The 19,865-nt window shown below is 61.1% G+C and carries 17 protein-coding genes and 1 pseudogene; 12 read left to right on the plus strand and 6 right to left on the minus strand.

Features of this window, described 5'->3' with window-relative positions; genetic code table 11:
- Positions 1–25: 25 nt before the first annotated feature.
- From HX814_RS06315 to HX814_RS06325, 3 genes are all read left to right on the plus strand, one after another.
- Complete coding sequence (locus HX814_RS06315; RefSeq protein WP_177008085.1) at positions 26–1,204, plus strand: DegT/DnrJ/EryC1/StrS aminotransferase family protein; 1,179 nt, start codon at positions 26–28, stop codon at positions 1,202–1,204.
- A gap of 164 nt (positions 1,205–1,368) precedes the next feature.
- Positions 1,369–3,363, plus strand: a complete 1,995-nt coding sequence (locus HX814_RS06320; protein ID WP_008437723.1) for a nucleoside-diphosphate sugar epimerase/dehydratase — start codon at positions 1,369–1,371, stop codon at positions 3,361–3,363.
- Positions 3,364–3,474: 111 nt separating this feature from the next.
- Positions 3,475–3,807 (plus strand): ComEA family DNA-binding protein, encoded by a 333-nt coding sequence (locus tag HX814_RS06325; RefSeq protein WP_177008084.1) that lies wholly within the window; start codon positions 3,475–3,477, stop codon positions 3,805–3,807.
- Positions 3,808–3,835: 28 nt separating this feature from the next.
- Here the strand turns inward: HX814_RS06325 and HX814_RS06330 are convergent, their stop codons facing one another.
- The 3 genes from HX814_RS06330 to eat all read right to left on the minus strand — a co-directional run bounded on the left by HX814_RS06330 (position 3,836) and on the right by eat (position 6,156).
- Entirely contained in the window at positions 3,836–4,414 is a 579-nt protein-coding gene (locus HX814_RS06330; protein WP_008437726.1) for a TetR/AcrR family transcriptional regulator, read from the minus strand.
- Between the two features lie 99 nt (positions 4,415–4,513).
- Positions 4,514–4,681 carry a DUF2897 family protein gene (locus HX814_RS06335; protein ID WP_008437727.1) on the minus strand — a complete coding sequence of 56 codons (168 nt, stop codon included), beginning with the start codon at positions 4,679–4,681 and terminating at the stop codon, positions 4,514–4,516.
- Positions 4,682–4,791: 110 nt separating this feature from the next.
- On the minus strand, positions 4,792–6,156 hold the full coding sequence (gene eat, locus HX814_RS06340; protein ID WP_177008083.1) for an ethanolamine permease: 1,365 nt from the start codon (positions 6,154–6,156) through the stop codon (positions 4,792–4,794).
- 344 nt (positions 6,157–6,500) lie between these two features.
- Here eat and kdpF point away from each other — a divergent pair, with 344 nt between their 5' ends.
- The 6 genes from kdpF (at position 6,501) to HX814_RS06370 (ending at position 14,520) form a co-directional block, all read left to right on the plus strand.
- The gene (gene kdpF, locus HX814_RS06345) at positions 6,501–6,590 is read left to right on the plus strand and encodes a K(+)-transporting ATPase subunit F (protein WP_003218754.1); all 90 of its coding nucleotides are present in this window, start codon (positions 6,501–6,503) and stop codon (positions 6,588–6,590) included.
- Positions 6,591–6,599: 9 nt separating this feature from the next.
- Positions 6,600–8,297: a potassium-transporting ATPase subunit KdpA gene (kdpA, locus tag HX814_RS06350; protein WP_177008082.1), complete on the plus strand. Its 1,698-nt coding sequence runs from the start codon at positions 6,600–6,602 to the stop codon at positions 8,295–8,297.
- A gap of 24 nt (positions 8,298–8,321) precedes the next feature.
- The gene (gene kdpB / locus HX814_RS06355) at positions 8,322–10,379 is read left to right on the plus strand and encodes a potassium-transporting ATPase subunit KdpB (RefSeq protein WP_177008081.1); all 2,058 of its coding nucleotides are present in this window, start codon (positions 8,322–8,324) and stop codon (positions 10,377–10,379) included.
- A 67-nt stretch (positions 10,380–10,446) separates the two neighbouring features.
- Positions 10,447–10,992, plus strand: coding sequence for a potassium-transporting ATPase subunit KdpC (gene kdpC / locus HX814_RS06360; protein ID WP_003218751.1), 546 nt, complete (start codon positions 10,447–10,449; stop codon positions 10,990–10,992).
- A 143-nt stretch (positions 10,993–11,135) separates the two neighbouring features.
- A complete protein-coding gene (locus tag HX814_RS06365) occupies positions 11,136–13,787 on the plus strand; it encodes a sensor histidine kinase KdpD (protein ID WP_177008080.1) in 2,652 nt (883 codons plus the stop codon).
- Positions 13,788–13,824: 37 nt separating this feature from the next.
- Complete coding sequence (locus tag HX814_RS06370) at positions 13,825–14,520, plus strand: response regulator (RefSeq protein WP_003218747.1); 696 nt, start codon at positions 13,825–13,827, stop codon at positions 14,518–14,520.
- A 128-nt stretch (positions 14,521–14,648) separates the two neighbouring features.
- Here HX814_RS06370 and HX814_RS06375 read toward each other — a convergent pair whose 3' ends face one another.
- Positions 14,649–15,686 (minus strand): patatin-like phospholipase family protein, encoded by a 1,038-nt coding sequence (locus HX814_RS06375; RefSeq protein WP_087693690.1) that lies wholly within the window; start codon positions 15,684–15,686, stop codon positions 14,649–14,651.
- 217 nt (positions 15,687–15,903) lie between these two features.
- Between HX814_RS06375 and HX814_RS06380 the strand changes: the two genes are divergently transcribed.
- The 3 genes from HX814_RS06380 to HX814_RS06390 all read left to right on the plus strand — a co-directional run bounded on the left by HX814_RS06380 (position 15,904) and on the right by HX814_RS06390 (position 17,925).
- Positions 15,904–16,182 carry a hypothetical protein gene (locus HX814_RS06380; protein WP_177008079.1) on the plus strand — a complete coding sequence of 93 codons (279 nt, stop codon included), beginning with the start codon at positions 15,904–15,906 and terminating at the stop codon, positions 16,180–16,182.
- 80 nt (positions 16,183–16,262) lie between these two features.
- Positions 16,263–17,027 carry a CHAD domain-containing protein gene (locus HX814_RS06385; RefSeq protein ID WP_087693691.1) on the plus strand — a complete coding sequence of 255 codons (765 nt, stop codon included), beginning with the start codon at positions 16,263–16,265 and terminating at the stop codon, positions 17,025–17,027.
- 100 nt (positions 17,028–17,127) lie between these two features.
- On the plus strand, positions 17,128–17,925 hold the full coding sequence (locus tag HX814_RS06390; protein ID WP_008437738.1) for an acyl-CoA thioesterase II: 798 nt from the start codon (positions 17,128–17,130) through the stop codon (positions 17,923–17,925).
- Between the two features lie 19 nt (positions 17,926–17,944).
- Here HX814_RS06390 and HX814_RS06395 read toward each other — a convergent pair.
- Both HX814_RS06395 and HX814_RS06400 read right to left on the minus strand, forming a co-directional pair.
- Positions 17,945–18,202, minus strand: a pseudogene (locus tag HX814_RS06395) (terminase); the annotation flags it as partial.
- A gap of 108 nt (positions 18,203–18,310) precedes the next feature.
- Positions 18,311–19,792 (minus strand): methyl-accepting chemotaxis protein, encoded by a 1,482-nt coding sequence (locus HX814_RS06400; protein WP_102605081.1) that lies wholly within the window; start codon positions 19,790–19,792, stop codon positions 18,311–18,313.
- Positions 19,793–19,865: the final 73 nt, after the last annotated feature.

The following is a 19,865-nucleotide window of genomic DNA, read 5'->3' on the forward strand; positions in this document are numbered from 1 at the left end:
GAATGAAAACTGACGGGTACTGGTTGTGTTGAATTCACCATTTTCTCCTTGGCCTTCTTTTACTGAAGAGGAAGCTGACGCCGTACGTGATGTGATTCTGTCCAATAAGGTCAACTACTGGACTGGTACACAGGGGCGTGAGTTTGAGAAGGAGTTCGCTGCATGGGCGGGCACCGAATACGCCATCGGCCTGGCTAACGGAACGGTTGCCCTGGACCTTGCCTTGAAGGCGTTGGGTATCGGTGCTGGCGATGAAGTGATTGTCACCTCACGCACGTTTCTTGCTTCCGTCTCGAGCATTGTGAATGCCGGGGCTGTTCCGGTTTTCGCCGATGTGGATCGCGATTCGCAAAACTTCAGCGCGCAGACTATCCGCGCTGTACTGACTCCTCGCACCCGGGCCGTAATCTGTGTGCATTTGGCTGGCTGGCCTTGCGATATGGATCCGATCATGGCCCTGGCCGAGGAATTCGACCTTAAAGTGATCGAAGATTGTGCCCAGGCCCATGGCGCCCGTTACAAGGGGCGCCCGGTGGGGTCAATTGGCCATATCTCTGCCTGGTCCTTTTGTCAGGACAAGATCATGACCACAGGTGGCGAGGGCGGAATGGTCACAACCAACGATCGTAAGTTGTGGTCGGACATGTGGTCGTTCAAGGATCATGGCAAAAGCTGGGAAGCTGTCTACGAACGTAACCATCCTCCTGGTTTTCGCTGGTTGCATGAAAGCTTCGGTACGAACTGGAGAATGCTCGAGGTTCAGGCCGTCATCGGTCGGATTCAGCTCAAGCGCATGACCGATTGGCAGGCCAGCCGGCTGGCGAATGCCGGGCAGATATGGGAGTGCGCCAGCCAACTCAAAGGCTTGCGTGTGCCAATCATGCCTGAGGGCAGTGTTCACGCGGCGTATAAGTGCTACGTGTTTGTCGAGCCTCAGGCTCTCAAGGCCGGATGGGATCGTGATCGTATTCTGGCGGAGATTTCGGCACGAGACGTTCCGGTATTTTCCGGTTCCTGCTCCGAGGTCTATCTGGAGAAGGCGTTTGACAATACTGGCTGGCGTCCGGCGAGCCGGTTGCCGGTAGCACGGGAGCTCGGCGAAACAAGTGTAATGTTTCTCGTGCACCCGACGTTGACGCAGCATGAGATCGACAAGACATGCTCGGTGCTCAAGACCGTTATGCAGTTGGCTACCGAAGAGTAATCAGTTAGACAGCCAGGAATGCCCGTCTTTGTTTGCAACGCAGAAGGATTTGAGCTGCGGGCCAGTCAAATGGAATTTTCCATCATCATGGTATGAGGTCCCTTGGAATCATCCATGGTGGTGGCGGATGTACTTTAGGAGTAACAGAGGTGTTTCAAGGCGTTATGGATAAGTTGAGAACCTTATTACTGGGTTTAACGCGGCGGCAGAAACGTGCCTTCCAGGTAGTGACCGACGTTTTTCTTGTCTGGTTTGCCCTTTGGATGGCCTTTGTCGTTCGTTTGGGGATTGATGAGCTGATCAATCCTTTCACTGAGTACCTATGGCTATTCCTGAGCGCCACGGTCATCGCTATTCCGCTGTTTGTACGGTTTGGTATGTACCGTGCAGTCATGCGCTATTTTGGAAACGATGCGCTGATCGCAATTATCAAGGCCGTCAGCCTGTCATCGTTGATTCTCGCGCTGGTTGTTTACTGGAGCGGCAACCATCAGTTGTTTGTTCCACGCTCGGTCATCTTCAATTACTGGTGGTTGAGCATGGTCATGATCGGGGGGCTACGCCTCGCGATGCGCCAGTATTTCCTGGGAGACTGGTTCGCGGCTGCGCAACATGTTCCTTTTACCAATCGAGATGATGGACTGCCGAAGGTGGCCATCTATGGTGCGGGGGCAGCCGGTAATCAATTGGTTGCTGCATTGCGCATGGGGAGGCTGTTGCGTCCTGTCGCCTTTATTGATGATGACAGCAGCATTGCCGATCGTGTGATTTCAGGCTTGCATGTCTATAAGCCAAAGCATATCCAGCAGATGGTTGACGTCACCGGTGCCCAGCAGATTCTTCTCGCCATTCCGTCTGCCAATCGTGGGCGCCGCCGGGAGATATTGACCTTCCTGGAGGGGTTCGCACTCCATGTGCAAAGCGTGCCCGGTTTTATGGATTTGGCCAGCGGGCGAGTGAAAGTCGATGATATCCAGGAAGTTGATATTGCTGACTTGTTGGGCCGTGACTCTGTCCCTCCTCAGGACGAGCTGCTTGAACATTGCATCAAGGAGCAGTCGGTTCTTATAACCGGGGCGGGCGGTTCAATCGGGTCTGAGCTTTGCCGGCAGATTCTCACGCTGCAACCCACGACACTGCTGTTGTATGAGCATAGCGAGTTCAATCTCTACAGCATCCTGCAAGAGCTTGAGCAGCGAATCGTGCGTGAGTCGCTTTCAGTTAAGTTATTGCCAATCCTGGGTTCTGTGCGCAATCAGGAAAAGCTCTTTGACGTCATGAAAACCTGGCGCGTGAACACGGTCTACCATGCGGCGGCTTACAAGCATGTACCGATGGTCGAGCATAATATTGCTGAAGGCGTGCTGAATAATGTGATGGGCACGCTGAGCGCCGCGCAAGCCTCTTTACGCGCCAATGTGGCGAACTTCGTGCTTATTTCTACTGATAAGGCGGTGCGTCCCACCAATGTAATGGGAAGCACCAAGCGTCTCGCAGAAATGACACTGCAGGCGCTCAGCAGTGAAATTGCTCCGGTGCTATTCGGTGAGACTTCGAATGTTTCCCGTGTGAACAAGACCCGCTTTACCATGGTGCGGTTCGGCAATGTGCTGGGCTCATCAGGATCAGTGATCCCGTTGTTCCACAAGCAAATCAAATCCGGTGGCCCGCTGACGGTTACGCACCCCAAGATTACCCGGTATTTCATGAGCATCCCTGAAGCCGCTCAATTGGTTATCCAGGCGGGCTCCATGGGGCTGGGCGGTGACGTATTTGTTCTGGATATGGGCGAGCCGGTGAAAATCGTCGAGCTGGCCGAGAAGATGGTGCACCTTTCCGGCTTGAGTATTCGCTCTGATAAAAATCTTCAAGGTGACATCTCCATTGAGTTTACGGGGCTGCGTCCCGGCGAAAAACTTTATGAGGAACTGTTGATCGGCGACAACGTAGTCACGACGCCGCACCCGATGATTATGAGTGCCAATGAAGACTACTTGCCCTGGGAGGTGTTGAAGGGCCGATTAACGGAGCTGCTCAGCGCCGTTGAACAGGATGACTACACGCGTGTGCGTCAGTTGCTGCGCGAAACGGTCAGCGGCTATTCCCCGGACGGTGAAATCGTCGACTGGATCTACCAGCAGCGTCGTCTTGAGCCCTGAGCTCACACCCTGTAACTCACCCATTTTTGACTCTCCCCAAACATCGCCTAAGTTTGAAAAGCAGCTTCGGAAAAGCTGCTTTTCCCTTATCGATGTCATGGAGTGTCACCTATGCGTAAAGCTTATTTCTCATCCTTTGTCTTTGCCTTTCTTGCCAGCCTCTCCCTAGCCACTACTGCCGCACCTTCCACCAAACCCGAAACGCCAACCTCCATTTCCACACAAATGACCAACGTCGACCACACCACCAAGGTCAGCCTCAACTCCGCAGACGCCGAAACCCTGCGCCGGGACCTCTTCGGCATTGGCGCAGCCAAAGCCAAGGCCATCGTCGCTTACCGCGAAACCAACGGGCCCTTCACTGCGATAGATGAGTTGCTGGAAGTAAAAGGTATCGGCAAGGCATTGCTGGAGAAGAACCGCGACAGGCTTGAGGTCAATTGAACATCTGAAAAGCAGGCGAGGAGGCCGGTCATTGACCGGCTTTCTTCTGGCCGCAGAACCCCGCTTTCAAGCTCCCCCGCACCACATCAAGAATCCGCGTGGCCAATTCGGCGCTCTCCACACTTCTTGCCAACACCAACGCTCCCACCAGCGTCGACATCAGCACAAGGCCCTGTTCGCGGGCATTCGGGCTATCAAGGGCCGCTTCGACCTGCTTGAGCCGGGCGTTAAGCACCTCATCCGTCGTCCTGCTGTTCTGCCCGCGCAACCCCAGCTCGGAAGACATCGTGGGCAGCGGGCACCCCTCATGAGGTGATGTCTGATGCCATTGCGACAGGTAGCTATCAATGAACGCGTCCAACGGTCGCTGTTGGCTGAACAGCTTTTTGCAATGTTCATCCAGTTGAGCTGCGGCCTCTTGCAACGCCTTTTCCACCAACTCGTCCTTTGACCTGAAGTGCGCGTAAAACCCGCCATGCGTCAGGTTCAGCGACTTCATCAGCGGCTGCAGGCCGGTCGCACCAATGCCGTCGCGGCGAAAGCGTACCGAGGCCTCCTTGATGATGCGCTGGTGGGTTTGAGCTTTGTGGTCTTGTGAATAGCGCATGGGAAGGCCTCCGAAACATCAGGCCATATTAACCAAGCTTCGCTGGGCATACGCGGGTGTTTACAAAATTGTGCGGCTCAACGGGGAGCCGCTTCAGTCTCAGCGATCCTGCGCATCCTTGGCGTCCGCCTGGGCATTGCGTTCTGCCACGCGCTTACGTTGTTCATCAGTCAATTCAACCTTGTTGGCGCTGTCTCGCAGCATCAACAAACCACCGACGATCGAACCGATCGCGACCACTAAAATCAACCAGGCATACCACGGCATAGGGCTCTCCTTGAGGCAGCAAACCGTGGGGAAATTTCCCACGGTAATGACTGCTTTGAGTAACGGGCTTTCTTAGTAGTTCATTGTAGGCCCGTTCTGCCCCGGTAGCCTTACAGCCCGGTCAACATAGCGTCCGCCGGTGCATCGGCGCGGTCTTGCGCGGTCAGTTGGAAGTACACAAAACCCACCACCATGAAGCCCAGGAAGATCAGCCCGATCAGCGCGTTGAACCACGCCATCGCCACCAGGCAGACCACGGCCAGTACCAGCGCAATCCCCGGCACGATTGGATAGCCCGGGGCGCGGAAGGTCCGCTCCAGCAGCGGTTCGGTCTTGCGCAGTTTGAACAGGCTGAGCATGCTCATGATGTACATGACGATGGCACCGAACACCGCCATGGTGATCATCGCGGCGGTCAGGGTCATGCCGCCCAGGTTGATCAGCCCGTCGCTGTAGATGGCGGCGATGCCGACGATGCCGCCGGCGATGATTGCCCGGTGCGGCGTCTGGAAGCGCGACAGTTTGGCGAGGAAGGAGGGCAGGTAGCCCGCGCGCGCCAGGGCGAAGAATTGGCGGGAGTAACCCAGGATGATCCCGTGGAAGCTGGCCACCAGGCCGAACAGGCCGATCCACACCAGCATGTGCAGCCAGCCCGAGCTGTCGCCGACCACGGTTTTCATCGCCTGGGGCAGCGGGTCGTTGATGTTCGACAGGGTGCGCCAGTCACCCACGCCACCGGCAAAGAACATCACGCCCATGGCCAGAATCACCAGGGTGAGGATGCCGCTGATGTAGGCCTTTGGAATAGTGCGCTTGGGATCTTTCGCCTCTTCGGCCGCCATGGCGGCGCCTTCGATGGCGAGGAAGAACCAGATGGCAAAGGGTATGGCCGCAAACATTCCGGCGATCGCCGGTGCGCCGAAGGTGTCGGAGCCGGCCCAGCCGTTGAGGGCGAAGTTGCTGAAGCTGAAGGCGGGAGCGACCACGCCCATGAACACCAGCAACTCGGCCACGGCAAGCACGCAGACCACCAATTCAAAGGTGGCGGCGAGCTTCACCCCGAGGATGTTCAGGCCCATGAACACAATGTAGGCGCCGACGGCCGCATGTTTCGGATCGAGGGCCGGAAACTGCACGTTCAGGTACGCGCCGATGGCCAGGGCGATCGCGGGCGGGGCGAAGACGAACTCGATCAGCGTCGCCAGCCCGGCAATCAAGCCACCTTTCTCGCCAAACGCCCGGCGGCTGTAGGCAAACGGGCCGCCAGCGTGAGGAATCGCGGTGGTCAGCTCGGTGAAACTGAATATAAAGCAGGTGTACATGGTGGCGACCATTAACGAGGTCACCAGGAAGCCCAATGTTCCCGCCACGCCCCAGCCATAACTCCAGCCGAAATACTCTCCGGAAATCACCAGCCCGACTGCGATGCCCCACAAATGCAGAGTGCCCAAGGTGGGTTTGAGTTGTGTGTTCATCGTGTAGCTCTCCCTGAACGGTTTGGAATGTTTCAGGGCATTGCAGCGGACATGCCATTAACCAAAGCCGTGTCGTAAAGGCGCCGAACTGTCGCCGAGGGAACGGTTTGGCGTTTGAATCATTTCAAGCGCTGCACCAGATAAGGGCGTTGGTGTCTGGTCTGACGCTATCGCGGGCAAGCCCGGCTCCCACATTTGAAGTGCATACCCCCCGTAAACCCCGCATAAACCCACTCTTTACGCCGTCTTTACGCCCCACCCATACCGTCGCTCTCGTTCCTTTACGCCACTCCTGCGGACAATCCTCCTACACGCGGCAGTCGCCGCACGACGGAGAAACTTCCATGAGCGTTCTGGACGGGGTGTCACTGCTGTTGGCTGTGGCGCTGTTCATTTATCTGCTGGTTGCGCTGTTACGCGCGGATCGGAACTAGGAGCAGGCTATGCACAGTTATGACTATTGGCTGATCATCGCCTTCTTTGCCTTGGTGCTGATTCCGGCACCGGCCCTGGGGCGGTTCTACTACAAGGTAATGGAAGGGCAGCGAACCTGGCTCACGCCGGTGTTCGGCCCGGTCGAGCGCGTGTGCTATCGCCTTTCGGGTGTCGATGCAGACCAGGAACAGAGCTGGCAGAAATACGCGCTGGCGTTGCTGGCGTTCAACCTTGCCGGTTTCGTGCTGCTGTTCGCGATCCTGCTGTTCCAGGAATACCTGCCGCTGAACCCGCAGAAATTGCCGGGTCAGGAATGGACCCTGGCGTTCAACACCGCCATCAGTTTCATGACCAACACCAACTGGCAGAACTACAGCGGTGAAGCGTCCCTGAGCTACCTCAGTCAGATGGTCGGCCTCACCGTGCAGAACTTCGTCAGTGCCGCCACCGGCCTCGCCGTACTGGTCGCGTTGTGCCGTGGGATCGGTCGCAAGTCCACCAAGACCCTGGGCAATTTCTGGGTCGACATGACCCGCGCCACGCTCTACGGCCTGTTGCCGTTGTGCCTGGTGTTCGCGTTGTTCCTGGTCTGGCAGGGCGTGCCACAAACCTTCGCTCACTATGTGAACGCGGTCACCATGCAGGGCGTTGACCAGGTCATCCCACTGGGCCCGGCTGCCAGCCAGATTGCGATCAAGCAACTGGGCACCAACGGTGGTGGCTTCTTCGGCGTCAACTCGGCGCATCCGTTCGAAGACCCGACTGCCTGGGCCAACCTGTTTGAGCTGGGCGCGATCATCCTGATTCCGGTGGCGCTGGTGTTCACCTTTGGCCACTACGTGAAAGACCTGCGTCAGAGCCGGGCGATCCTCGGTTGCATGCTGGCCCTGTTCATCATCGGCGGTGCTACCGCGATGTGGGCCGAGTACCAACCCAACCCGGCGCTGAACAACCCGGCGGTTGAACAGGCCGCGCCGCAGGAAGGTAAAGAAGCGCGCTTCGGCACCACTGGCACCGTGTTGTGGTCGGTGGCGACCACCGCCGCGTCCAACGGTTCGGTCAACGGTATGCAAGACAGCCTCAACCCCCTGAGCGGGATGGTGTCGCTGGTCAACATGATGGTCGGCGAAGTGATCTTCGGCGGCGTCGGCGCCGGCATGTACGGCATGTTGCTCAACGTGTTGATTGCGGTGTTCCTCGCCGGCTTGATGATTGGCCGTACACCGGAATACCTCGGCAAGAAACTCCAGGCCAAGGAAGTGCAGTTGCTGGTTGTGACCTTGCTGGTCATGCCGGTGGGCACCCTGGTACTGGGCGCCATCGCTGCGACCCTGCCGGGCCCGGCCGGCGCCATCAGTAACCCTGGCCCCCACGGTTTCAGCCAGTTGCTGTACGCCTACACCTCGGCCAGTGCGAACAACGGTTCGGCGTTTGGCGGCTTCAGCGCCAACACCACGTTTCACAACCTGATGATGAGCCTGTCGATGTTGCTTGGTCGCTTCGGTTACATCCTCCCTGTACTGGCCCTGGCCGGCAGCCTGGCGATGAAGAAGACCGCACCGATTGGCCAGAACAGCTTCCCGACCCACGGCCCGCTGTTCGTGACCCTGTTGACCGTGACCATTTTGCTGGTGGGCGGCCTGACCTTCCTGCCGACGCTGGCACTTGGGCCTATCGCTGAACATTTGAGCATGGCTGCTTTTTAAATGAAGAGCCTAGGGGATATGAAAATGAACTTGCCTGCAAAAAACGCGGCTCCCGTGAAAACCCAGGAGCCGGCCAAAACCGCAATGTCGGCCCTGTGGCGCCCGGCGCTGGTCCAGGCGTTCGTCAAGCTGGACCCGCGCCAGCTGCAACGCTCGCCGGTGATGCTGGTGGTCGAGCTGACCGCGATCCTCACCACCATCCTGTGCTTCGTGCCGGAGGTGGCCGTACCGACCTACGTCGCCGTGCAAATCGCCGTTTGGCTGTGGTTCACCGTGCTGTTTGCCAACTTCGCCGAAGCCTTGGCTGAAGGCCGCGGCAAGGCCCGCGCCGACAGCCTCAAGGCCGGCAGCGAGGGCCTCAGCGCCCGCCGCAAGGAAGCCGACGGCAGCTTCAAGGTCGTGCCGGCCACCAGCCTGCGCAAAGGTGATGTGGTACGCGTGGTCGCCGGGGAAATGATCCCGGGTGACGGCGAAGTCATCGAAGGGATTGCCGCGGTCAACGAAGCGGCCATCACCGGTGAATCGGCCCCGGTTATCCGTGAATCCGGCGGCGACCGCTCGGCCGTCACCGGCAATACCCGCCTGGTCTCGGACTGGTTGATGATTCGCATCACCGCCAACCCGGGCGAGTCGACCCTGGACCGCATGATCGCCCTGGTGGAAGGCGCCAAGCGCCAGAAAACCCCCAACGAAATCGCGCTGGACATCCTGCTGATCGGCCTGACGCTGATCTTCCTGCTGGTGGTGGTGACCCTGCAGCCGTTCGCCCACTTCGCCAATGGCAACCTGCCGCTGGTGTTTCTGGTGGCGCTGCTGGTGACGCTGATTCCGACCACCATCGGCGGCCTGTTGTCGGCCATCGGTATTGCCGGCATGGACCGCCTGGTGCGCCTCAACGTGATCGCCAAATCCGGTCGCGCGGTGGAAGCGGCGGGGGACGTGCACGTGCTGTTGCTGGACAAGACCGGCACCATCACTTTCGGTAACCGTCGTTGCACCAACGTGATCGCCGCGCCGGGTGTCAGCGGCAAGGAACTCGCCGAGGGCGCGCTGCTGGCATCCCTGGCGGACGACACGGCCGAAGGTAAGTCCATCGTCGAATACCTGCGCGGCCAGCACCCACAAGCCGAGCCGTCGACGGATGAGCTGACCTCGGTACCGTTCAGCGCGGAAACCCGCCTGTCCGGCGTCGACTACCAGGGCCGTGTGTTCCGTAAGGGCGCCGTGGATTCGCTGCTGGCGTTCATTGGCCTGCAACGCCGCGACCTGCAACCGGCGCTGTCGCGGGAAATCGACAAGATCGCCCAGAGCGGCGGCACGCCGTTGCTGGTGTGTGCCGACGGCAAGTTGCTCGGCGCGATTCACCTCAAGGACGTGGTCAAGCCCGGCATCCGCGAACGGTTTGCCGAGCTGCGCAAGCTGGGGATTCGCACGGTGATGGTGACCGGCGATAACCCGCTGACCGCCGCCGCGATTGCCGCTGAAGCCGGCGTGGATGACGTGCTGGCCGAGGCTACTCCGGAGAAAAAACTCGCGCGTATTCGTCACGAACAGAACGACGGCCGCCTGGTTGCGATGTGCGGCGACGGCGCCAACGACGCCCCGGCGCTGGCCCAGGCTGACGTCGGCATGGCAATGAACGACGGCACGCAAGCCGCCCGTGAAGCGGCCAACATGGTCGACCTCGACAGCGACCCGACCAAGCTGCTGGACGTGGTGCAGATCGGCAAGGAATTGCTGGTGACCCGTGGTGCGCTGACCACCTTTTCCATTGCCAACGACGTGGCCAAGTACTTCGCGATCCTGCCGGCGCTGTTCGCCTCGATCTACCCGCAACTGGGTGTGCTCAACGTGATGCACCTGCAAAGCCCGCAGAGCGCGATCCTCTCGGCGATCGTGTTCAACGCGCTGATCATCGTGGTGCTGATCCCGCTGGCGCTGCGCGGTGTGCGCGTACAGGCGGCGAGTGCGGCGGCATTGCTGCGTCGCAACCTGCTGATCTACGGCTTGGGCGGGATCGTGGTGCCGTTCGTGGGCATCAAGGCGATAGACATGCTGTTGACCGCGCTGCACCTGGTTTGACTCGATGCCCGCAGGTACCGGCAAACCGGTGCCTGCAGGTTGCAATGACCGAATTGAGGAATTTGAAATGTCCAACATTATCCGCCCGGCCCTGAGCCTGCTGGTGTTGATGAGCCTGATCACCGGCGTGGCCTATCCCCTGGTTGTTACCGGCGTGGCGCAAGTCGCGTTCCCTGACCAGGCCAACGGCAGCCTGGTGCACGATGCCAGCGGCAAGGTTCGCGGTTCGAGCCTGATTGCCCAGGATTTCACCGGTGACGGCTGGTTCCACCCACGGCCATCTGCTGGTGCGTTTGCTACGGTTTCCAGCAGCGCCAGCAACCTCGGCCCAAGCAACCCAGCACTGGCCACTCGTGTATTTGACGATGCCAAGAAAATGCTGGTGCCAGACCAGGGACCGGTGCCGATGGCATTGCTGACTACCTCCGGCAGCGGTCTTGATCCACACTTGCCACCGCAGGCAATTGCCTATCAACTGGCCCGGGTAGCCGCCGCACGTAATCTGCCGGTGGCGACCCTGCAGCGCTTGATGGATGAGCACATCGAAAGCCCGCTGGTGGGGCCGCCGGTGGTGAACGTGCTGGCGTTGAACATGGCCTTGGAAAAACTGTAAGCCGTGGCGCCGCTTTTGCGAGCAAGCCCGCTCCCACATTCGACTGAGTTTCACCTTTGGAATGCGGTCAAATGTGGGAGCGGGCTTGCTCGCGAAGGCGGACTCAAGAAACCCACATCAACACCTGAAGGAAGACCGCCCGCATGAGCGACTCCGGCCGCGCCGATGCCCTGTTAGCCGATCTACCCCGGGACGGCCGTGGCCGGCTCAAAGTCTTCCTCGGCGCCGCGCCCGGCGTGGGCAAGACCTACGCCATGCTCCAGGCTGCCCACACCCAACTGCGCCAGGGTGTGCGGCTGATCGCCGGCGTAGTGGAAACCCACGGTCGCGCCGAGACCGAGGCCTTGCTCAGCGGCTTGCCACAACAGCCGTTGCTGCGCTCCGAATACCGCGGCGTGATGCTGGAGGAAATGGACCTCGACGGCCTGCTCGCCGCCAAGCCCAAACTGGTGCTGGTGGACGAACTGGCCCACAGCAACGCCCCCGGCAGCCGCCACGAAAAACGCTGGCAAGACATTCAGGAATTGCTCTCGGCGGGCATCAACGTCTTCACCACGGTCAACGTCCAGCACCTGGAAAGCCTCAACGATCAGGTGCGCGGCATCACCGGCGTGCAAGTGCGCGAAACCTTGCCCGACTGGGTCTTGCAGGAAGCCGATGAACTGCTGCTGATCGACCTGCCATCCCGGGAACTGCTGGAGCGCCTGCGGGACGGCAAGGTCTACGTGCCGGAACAGGCCCGTGCTGCCATCGATGCCTTCTTCACCCAGACCAACCTCATGGCCCTGCGCGAGCTGGCGATGCAAACCGCCGCGGCCCATGTCGACGATGACCTGGCCCAGGGTTATCGCCAATTGGGCCAGGCCGCACCGGCTGTGCGTGGCCGCTTGCTGGTGGGCGTGGACGGCGATGCCCAGGCCGAACGCCTGGTGCGTCATGCCAGCCGCGTAGCCCAGCGTCGGCATTTGCCGTGGAGCCTGGTGCATGTGGATAACGGCCGGGTGCGCGATGAACAATCGCGCCTGCGCCTGCAAAACGCCCAGCAACTGGCCGAGCGTCTTGGCGGTGAAGTGGTGTTGCTGCGAGCGGGGGAGGTGGCCAAGACCCTGATCCAGCACGCCGCCGAGCGTCGCGCCAGCTTGATTCTGGTGGGGCAGTCCCGGCCGCGCTGGCGGCGCAATCTGTTTGGTGGCGGCTTGGCGGCACGCCTGCTGCGCAATGCACGGGGCCTGGAAATCAACGTCCTCGACAGTGACGAAGTGCCGGCTCCGCCACGCTTGCCGGATGTACGCGGGCTGGTGTGGTTTGACTATGCCCTGGCGGTGGTGGCAACCGTGATTGCGGCGGCGGTCGCTTGGGGCGTCGCCAGTGCCTTGCCGTTGCCGAATATCTCGCTGGTGTTCCTCGCCGCCGTATTGCTAGTGGCGGTGCGCAGTAGCCTGGGGCCGGCGCTGGCGTGTGCGGCGCTGTCATTCCTGAGCTACGACTTCCTGTTCATCCCGCCGAATTTCTCCTTCGCGATCCAGCGTGAAGAAGACGTGCTGACGCTGTTGTTCTTCCTGCTGATGGCGGCGCTCACCGGTAATCTCGCTGCACGCCAGCGCCGGCAGTTGCAGGCGCTGCGCGATACCCAGGAAGAAACCACCGAGCTGCTCGACCTGTCCCGCAAACTCACCGCCGCCACCGATCGCCAGGCAGTGATCAGTGCCGCCGCGCATCATCTGGAAGGCTGGAGCGACCTGCAATTGTGCCTGCTCAACCGCGACGGGCAGGGAGACTGGAAGGTCGAGACCGGAGGCCCGATCACCTTTACCGAAGCCGAACGCGCCGCCGCCGACTGGGCCTGGCAGCACGATCAGCCGGCCGGCATGGGCACCGGCACCTTACCGTTCGGGCGCTGGTGGTGGTGGCCGTTGTCCGGCGAAGAAGGCCCGTTGGGTCTGCTGGGGGTCAGCCCGAAGGCCGGGCTTGAACTGAGCGGCCAGCGCCGTCGCCTGCTCACGGCCTTGAGCCAGCCCTTGGCCCAGGCCCTGGCCCGTGCACAACTCGGCCAGGAGCTGGAAGCCGCGCGCCTGCACGGCGAAACCGAGCAATTGCGCAGCGCCTTGCTGGCTTCGGTGTCTCACGATTTGCGCACACCGCTGACCTCCATGCGTGGCAGCATCGACAGCCTGCTGGCCCTCGGCGAGGCGATTCCCCTGGAAGATCGCCGGGAGCTGCTGGAAGGCACTCGCGATGAGGCTGAGCGCCTGGATCGCTACATCCAGAACCTGCTGGACATGACTCGTCTGGGCCACGGCGCGCTGAAGCTGGCGCGGGACTGGGTGTCACCCGGCGATATCGTCGGCAGCTCCCTGGGCCGCTTGCGTGCGGTATTGGCGCCGCTGCAGGTGATCACCGACGTGCCGCCCGAGCTGCCGCTGCTCTACGTGCATGCCGCGTTGATCGAGCAGGCACTGGTCAACGTACTGGAAAATGCCGCACGCTTCTCGCCGCCACAAGGCCGGCTGAAACTCAGCGCGGGCGTGCAGGATAACCAGTTGTTTTTTGCTGTTGCCGATGAGGGACCGGGGATTCCCGAGGAGGAGCGGGCGAAAATTTTCGATATGTTCTACACCGCCGCCAGGGGGGATCGCGGCGGGCAGGGCACCGGGCTCGGCCTGGCGATCTGCCAGGGCATGGTCGGCGCCCACGGCGGGCATATCAGCGTGGCCGACGGCATTGACGGCCGTGGCACCTGCATCACGTTATTCTTGCCATTGCAGGCCCAGCCTGGCCTGGAAAGCGAACCTTGAGCTACCCTCTTTTCTTCACGGATTTTGATTGGACACCATGAGCCAGACTGCGACGATTTTGGTCATTGACGACGAACCGCAGATCCGCAAGTTCTTGCGTATCAGCCTGGCCTCCCAGGGCTACAAAGTGATCGAGGCCGGCACCGGCAACGAAGGCCTGGCGCAGGCCGCCTTGAGTAAACCGGACCTGCTGGTGCTTGACCTCGGCCTGCCGGACATGGACGGCCAGCAGGTGCTGCGCGAGTTTCGTGAGTGGTCCACGGTACCGGTACTGGTGTTGTCGGTGCGAGCCAGTGAAGTGCAAAAAGTCGAGGCGCTGGACAACGGCGCCAATGACTATGTGACCAAGCCATTTGGCATCCAGGAGTTTCTTGCACGGGTGCGGGCGTTGTTGCGCCAGGCGCCGGCGGGGGAGGCCCAGGAAGCGGCGTTGCGCTTTGGCCCGCTGACGGTAGACCTGGCTTATCGGCGGGTGCTGCTGGACGGTGTCGAAGTGGCGCTGACCCGCAAGGAATACGCGGTGCTGGCGCAACTGGCGCGGCATCCCGGGCGGGTGATCACCCAGCAGCAACTGCTCAAGGATATCTGGGGCCCGACCCATACCGAAGACAGCCATTACCTGCGGATTGTGGTGGGGCATCTGCGCCAGAAACTGGCGGATGATCCGACCCAACCACGGTTTATCGTGACTGAGGCCGGTGTTGGGTATCGGCTATTGAACACCGAAGCCTGAAGCGTTAGCTCACCTGTGGCGAGGGAGCTTGCTCCCGCTGGGCTGCGCAGCAGCCCCAGAATCCTGGGAGCGCTTCGCACTCCAGCGGGAGCAAGCTCCCTCGCCACACAAGCCCTGCTTATCAAACCTCAGTGTTGCTCGCTCTCGTAACGATCCAGCGTATCGCTGGCAATTTCCCGCCCCAGCGCGATCAACTCCGGCGCTTTGTAAAACTCGAAAAACCGGCACACGCGCTTCGGCACGTTGATCAGAATATCCGGCGGGTAACCGGCGATCTTGTACTGCGCCAATGACGTCTGCATTACCTCGAAGCTCTGGTTGATCAAATCCAGCAGCGATGCAGGCCCCACGTTATCGATGATGAACGAGCCGGTCGCCGACTTTGGCGCCCCGGCCTTTTCCGGTGCCGCCGCCGGTTGTTGCGCCTCGGGTTCGGCAGAGTCCAGCCACGGGTTGATATCGGCAGCCTGGGCCAGCAGCGCTTCCTGTTCCAGCATCAATAACTGCTCGGCCTGCTTGCGCCGAAACGGCAAGTGCGAACCCAGTGAACGCACCAGGTTGTCGAAGCGGCTCCTGAACGCCGGCGGACGCTGGATCACCGGAAGCTTGTAGTGCTTCTGGTTGGTGGAGTTGAGGTTGACCGCAATGATCAGGTCGCAGTGGCTCGACACCACCGGCACGATCGGCAGAGGGTTCAGCAAGCCGCCGTCCACCAGCATGCGATTGCCCTGCATCACCGGGGTGAACAGGCTGGGAATCGCCGCCGAGGCCCGCATGGCCTGGTGCAGGCAGCCTTCCTGGAACCAGATTTCCTGCTGGTTGGTCAGGTCCGTGGCCACGGCGGTGTAGGGAATGCGCAGGTCTTCGATATTGATCTCGCCGACGATCTTGCGGATCTGCCCGAACACCTTCTCGCCACGGATCGCCCCCAGGCGAAAGCTCACGTCTACCAGGCGCAGTACGTCCAGGTAGTCGAGGCTTTCGATCCAGTTTCGGTACTCTTCCAGCTTGCCCGCGGCATAGATCCCACCCACCACGGCGCCCATGGAGCAACCGGCAATGCAGGCGATGTCGTAGCCGCGTTTTTCGATTTCCTCGATCACGCCGATATGGGCGTAGCCCCGGGCGCCGCCGGAGCCCAGCACCAATGCAACACGTTTCTTCATGACCTGATCCTTCGCAAAACAGGTGACCACAATGCACCCATCGAGGGGCGCGCTTCAATCATCACTGTCACAACCGATTATTTTCGCGAGCGGGCCACCACGCTCGGGTATGCTCTGGCAATCGGGACTGCGGATTCAGGCAGTCGGATAAGGCACTTTTCGGTGTAGGCAACGTCTACACCTGTGACTGTTTTTTCTTTTCTTGAGGTGTCATTTGATGAAAGCCTGGATGTGTGTGCCTGTGATCGTGTTGGCCCTGGCCGGTTGTGCCGGGAAAACCGCTTATCGCGACAGCTGCGGCACGCAACTGGACGCTGCGTGGCACGAGCTGGACCTGGCCAAGGCCGAAGGTTTCGCCGGCACCGTGAGTTACTCCAAGGCTCTGTCGTTGTTGACTGGCGCCAAGACCCAGCAGCAGTTCGAAGCCTTCGAAGGCTGCTCGAGCAAGGCCGAGAAAGCCCGCTTCTATATTCGTGAGTCGCGCGCAGGGCGCTAACCCCGCGTAGCAGCTGTCGAGTGCAACGAGGCTGCGTCGGCGGCCTCAAGCCCGAAGGTTTAATCATTGAGGAGGAAAGGATGTCAGCCTTGGTCGATCAGCTAGTCGCTCAGGTCATCGGCCTGGAAGTTGGGTTACTGAGCTGCCAGGCGCGCCTCGCCGCCGTCACGGACGACGAGGCCCTGCATGATCTGCGTACCACGGTGCGGCGCTTGCGCAGCCTGTTGCGGCCATTGCGCGGGTTGCCCGGTGTCGAGCAGCTCGAGGCGGCCGCCAGTGCCGTCGGCCAACTGACCACGCCGTTTCGCGACCGCGAAGTGCTGGCGGCGTACCTCCACCAACACGGCCATCATGAGGCGGCCGAGCGGCGTATCCGGCAGCAGCCGGCCACCTACCGCTCGGTTGCACAAGGGCCTGATCTGGCGCAACTGCTGTTGATCCTCGAAGCATTCCCCCGCTTTATCCGCGCCTCCCAACGGCAGAAATTGCTCAAGGGCCTGCGCACGCGCATTGAAAAACGCCTGGCCAAGCAATGGAAGAAGCTCGGCGAAGCGCTGCACGACCCCAACCACGACCGTCATCGCCTGCGCCTGTTGATCAAGCGCGTGCGTTATGCGGCCGAGGCTTATCCCGAGCTGAACAAGCTACCGCCCAAAGCCATATCGCGTCTCAAGGCGGCCCAGGGCGCCCTGGGTGATTGGCACGATTGCTGGCAATGGCTGGCGCAAGCCGGGCACGAGCCCGATTTGCAGGCGTGCGTGCCTGGTTGGCACCGCACCATGGCCGAGGCGGAAGGGCAGGCGGATCGGGTTTTGGATAAGTTGAACGCCGACTGCTTCGCTTGACCCTGCGACCTATCTGTCCGGGATTTTGGCCGGAATAGGCGCTGCATGGTGTAGGCCGGCTGGTTAAGATCCCTCAACTCCTTTTCAAGTTGAGACCGCCATGCGCTTTAGTGATTTGCTCGACGCTGCCCGCAGCCACCCGTTGGACGTTTCGATCCCGGCCGAATGGGCCCAGGGCCGCGCCAGCTTTGGCGGGCTGGTTGCGGCGTTGGAGTACGAGGCCTTGCGGGCGAAAGTCCCGGCGGATCGCCCGTTGCGCTCACTGGCGATCACCTTTGTGGGGCCGGTGGCGCCGGATGTGCCGGCCCGCTACGAGGTCGAAGTGTTGCGCGAAGGCAAGGCCGTCAGCCAAGTGCTGGGACGTGTGGTGCAGAACGGTGAAACGATGACCCTGGTGCAGGCCAGTTTTGGCGCATCACGGCCTTCGCAGATTGACGTCGCCGCCGAACCGGCGCCCACCTTCAAGCATTGGGATGAATGCCAGGAGTTGCCCTACATCAAAGGCGTGACGCCGGAGTTCATGCGCCACCTGGCGATGCGCTGGAGCGTCGGTGGCCTGCCGTTCACCGGCAATACATCCCGGGAGATGGGCGGCTGGGTGCGCTTGCGTGGCGATGTAAAGGAAGAGCCGCTGACCGAAGCGCACATCCTCGCGCTGGTGGATGCGTGGCCACCGTCGGTGTTGCCGCACCTGAAACAACCGGCGGCCGGCAGCACCCTGACCTGGACCATCGAGTTTGTCCAACCGCTGCAAAACCTGAGCACCCTGGACTGGTGCCAATACCTGGTCCACATCGAGCACGCCCGCGATGGCTATGGCCATGCGGCTGCGCAGTTGTGGAGCCCCGACGGCCAGTTGATCGCTATCAGCCGCCAGTCGGTGGTGGTGTTCGCCTGAGTCCTCAGACCAGCAAGTGTTGATCGCCGGAGGCGTCGCTGCCGCGTGCCTCCAGGCGGCGACCGTGATGCTGCAATCCAAGGGCTGCCAGAATGCCGACGATACCGATGGCGGCACTCGCCAGGTTCTCGCTGAACACGCCCGATGCCATCAACAGAAAACCGATGACCAGGAGTGGCAGCGCAATCAGCTGCAACACTTGATTGGTCCCGTGCTGGTGATTTTGCGGGTGGGTGCGCCATTGCCAGGCGGGGATATTCGGATGACGTTTGCCCATGATCGTGATTCCTCTGTCCGTTGAAACATCTTGAGCAGAGTTTAGGTCGGGCAGGGTGGGGCCGCGAATCAAGGATGGCTATGGGGGCCATAGCCATCCCTTCAGGGGTTAAAGCCGCAACTGGCCGATGGCCTTGCTCAGTTCCCCGGCCAGGGTTGCCAGCTCATTGCTGGTGGTCGCCGAGTCTACTGTCTGCTGCACGGTGTTTTCGGTGACGTCCCGAATGCTCACCACCGCTCGGTTCATTTCCTCGGCCACATGGCTTTGCTGCTCGGCAGCCACGGCAATCTGCGTGTTGCTCTCGCGCATCTGCGCCACCGCGCCGGTGATCTCGGCGAGGGCAATCCCGGCTTCTTGAGCCTGTTGCACACAGTCGTCGGCCTTGAACGAGCTTTCCTGCATGAAGTCCACCGCGTCCCGGGTGCCGGCTTGCAGGGCGGACACCATGCGGGTGATTTCATCGGTGGAGCTTTGCACCCGCTTGGCCAGGTTGCGCACTTCGTCGGCGACCACGGCAAAACCCCGGCCCATTTCGCCGGCGCGGGCGGCTTCGATGGCGGCGTTGAGGGCCAGCAGGTTGGTCTGTTCGGCGATGCTGTGAATCACCCCGACCACGCCATTGATTTTCTGGCTGTCCTCGGCCAGCTTCTGGATCATTTCGGCGGTCTGCTGCACGCCGGTGGACAGCCCGGCAATCGAGCGCTGTACCCGGCTGACCACTTCCTGACCGCTGCCGGCGAGAGTGTCGGCCGTCTGGGACAGGTCGCGGGTGGCGCCGGCGTGCTGGGCGATGTGGTAGACGGTGGCGGTCATCTCGTTGATCGCCGTGGCGGCCTGGTCGGTTTCGCTTTGCTGGCCGAGCATGCCGTGCTGCACCTCGTTCATGCTGCTGGCCAGGCGTGCGGCGCCGTCGTCCAGTTGCCTGGCGGTGCGCGCAACCGTGTTGACCACCCGTTGATAACCCGCCTGCATCGCGTTGAACGCGCTGGCCATCTGCCCGACTTCATCCTTGCAGGCCAGGGGGACGCGGGCCGAGAGGTCGCCGGTTTTCTCGACGTGCAGCATCACGTCTTTCAAGGTGTTGAGCTGGCTGAGGAGAAAGCGGATCAGCAGCTGTGAGGCGCCGAGCATGGCCAGCATCAGAATCATCACCGCTACGGCGTAGTTGGCGAAGCGTTCTTCGAACACTTGGCTCAAGCTGGGCCCGTAGGCCAGCACGGCGACCTGTTGACCGTCGGCACGGCTGATTACTTCGGCGCCCATCAGCGGGTTTTCGCCGAGCAGTGGCATGTGATTGAAATCCACCCAGCCACTGGCGTTGGCCAGGGCTGACAGATCTTCGTCGCCCAGTTGTGGGACTTTGCCCCTGGCAAACGTCAGCCAGTGCTCGCCCTTGGGCAGTGGCTGGCCGGCGGGCCAGGCACCGAGCAAGCGCCCCTGGGCTTGCGCCGACGCCTGTGAGGCCTGGCTGCGGGCCTGTTGTTCGAGCTGCACGGCGTACAACACCAGCAGCAGGGTGGTGATGAAGGCGACCGCGTTCACGGCCCAGAATTTGTACTTCAGCGAGATGTTGCTAAGCCAGGCACCCATGGAAGGTTTTCTCTGATAGCGGAAACAGCATTGGCAAGGTGCCATTATTTTGCCGCTATCGGGATGCCGGGTT

The organism is Pseudomonas sp. C8002, assembly GCF_013385765.1.
Lineage (GTDB): Bacteria > Pseudomonadota > Gammaproteobacteria > Pseudomonadales > Pseudomonadaceae > Aquipseudomonas.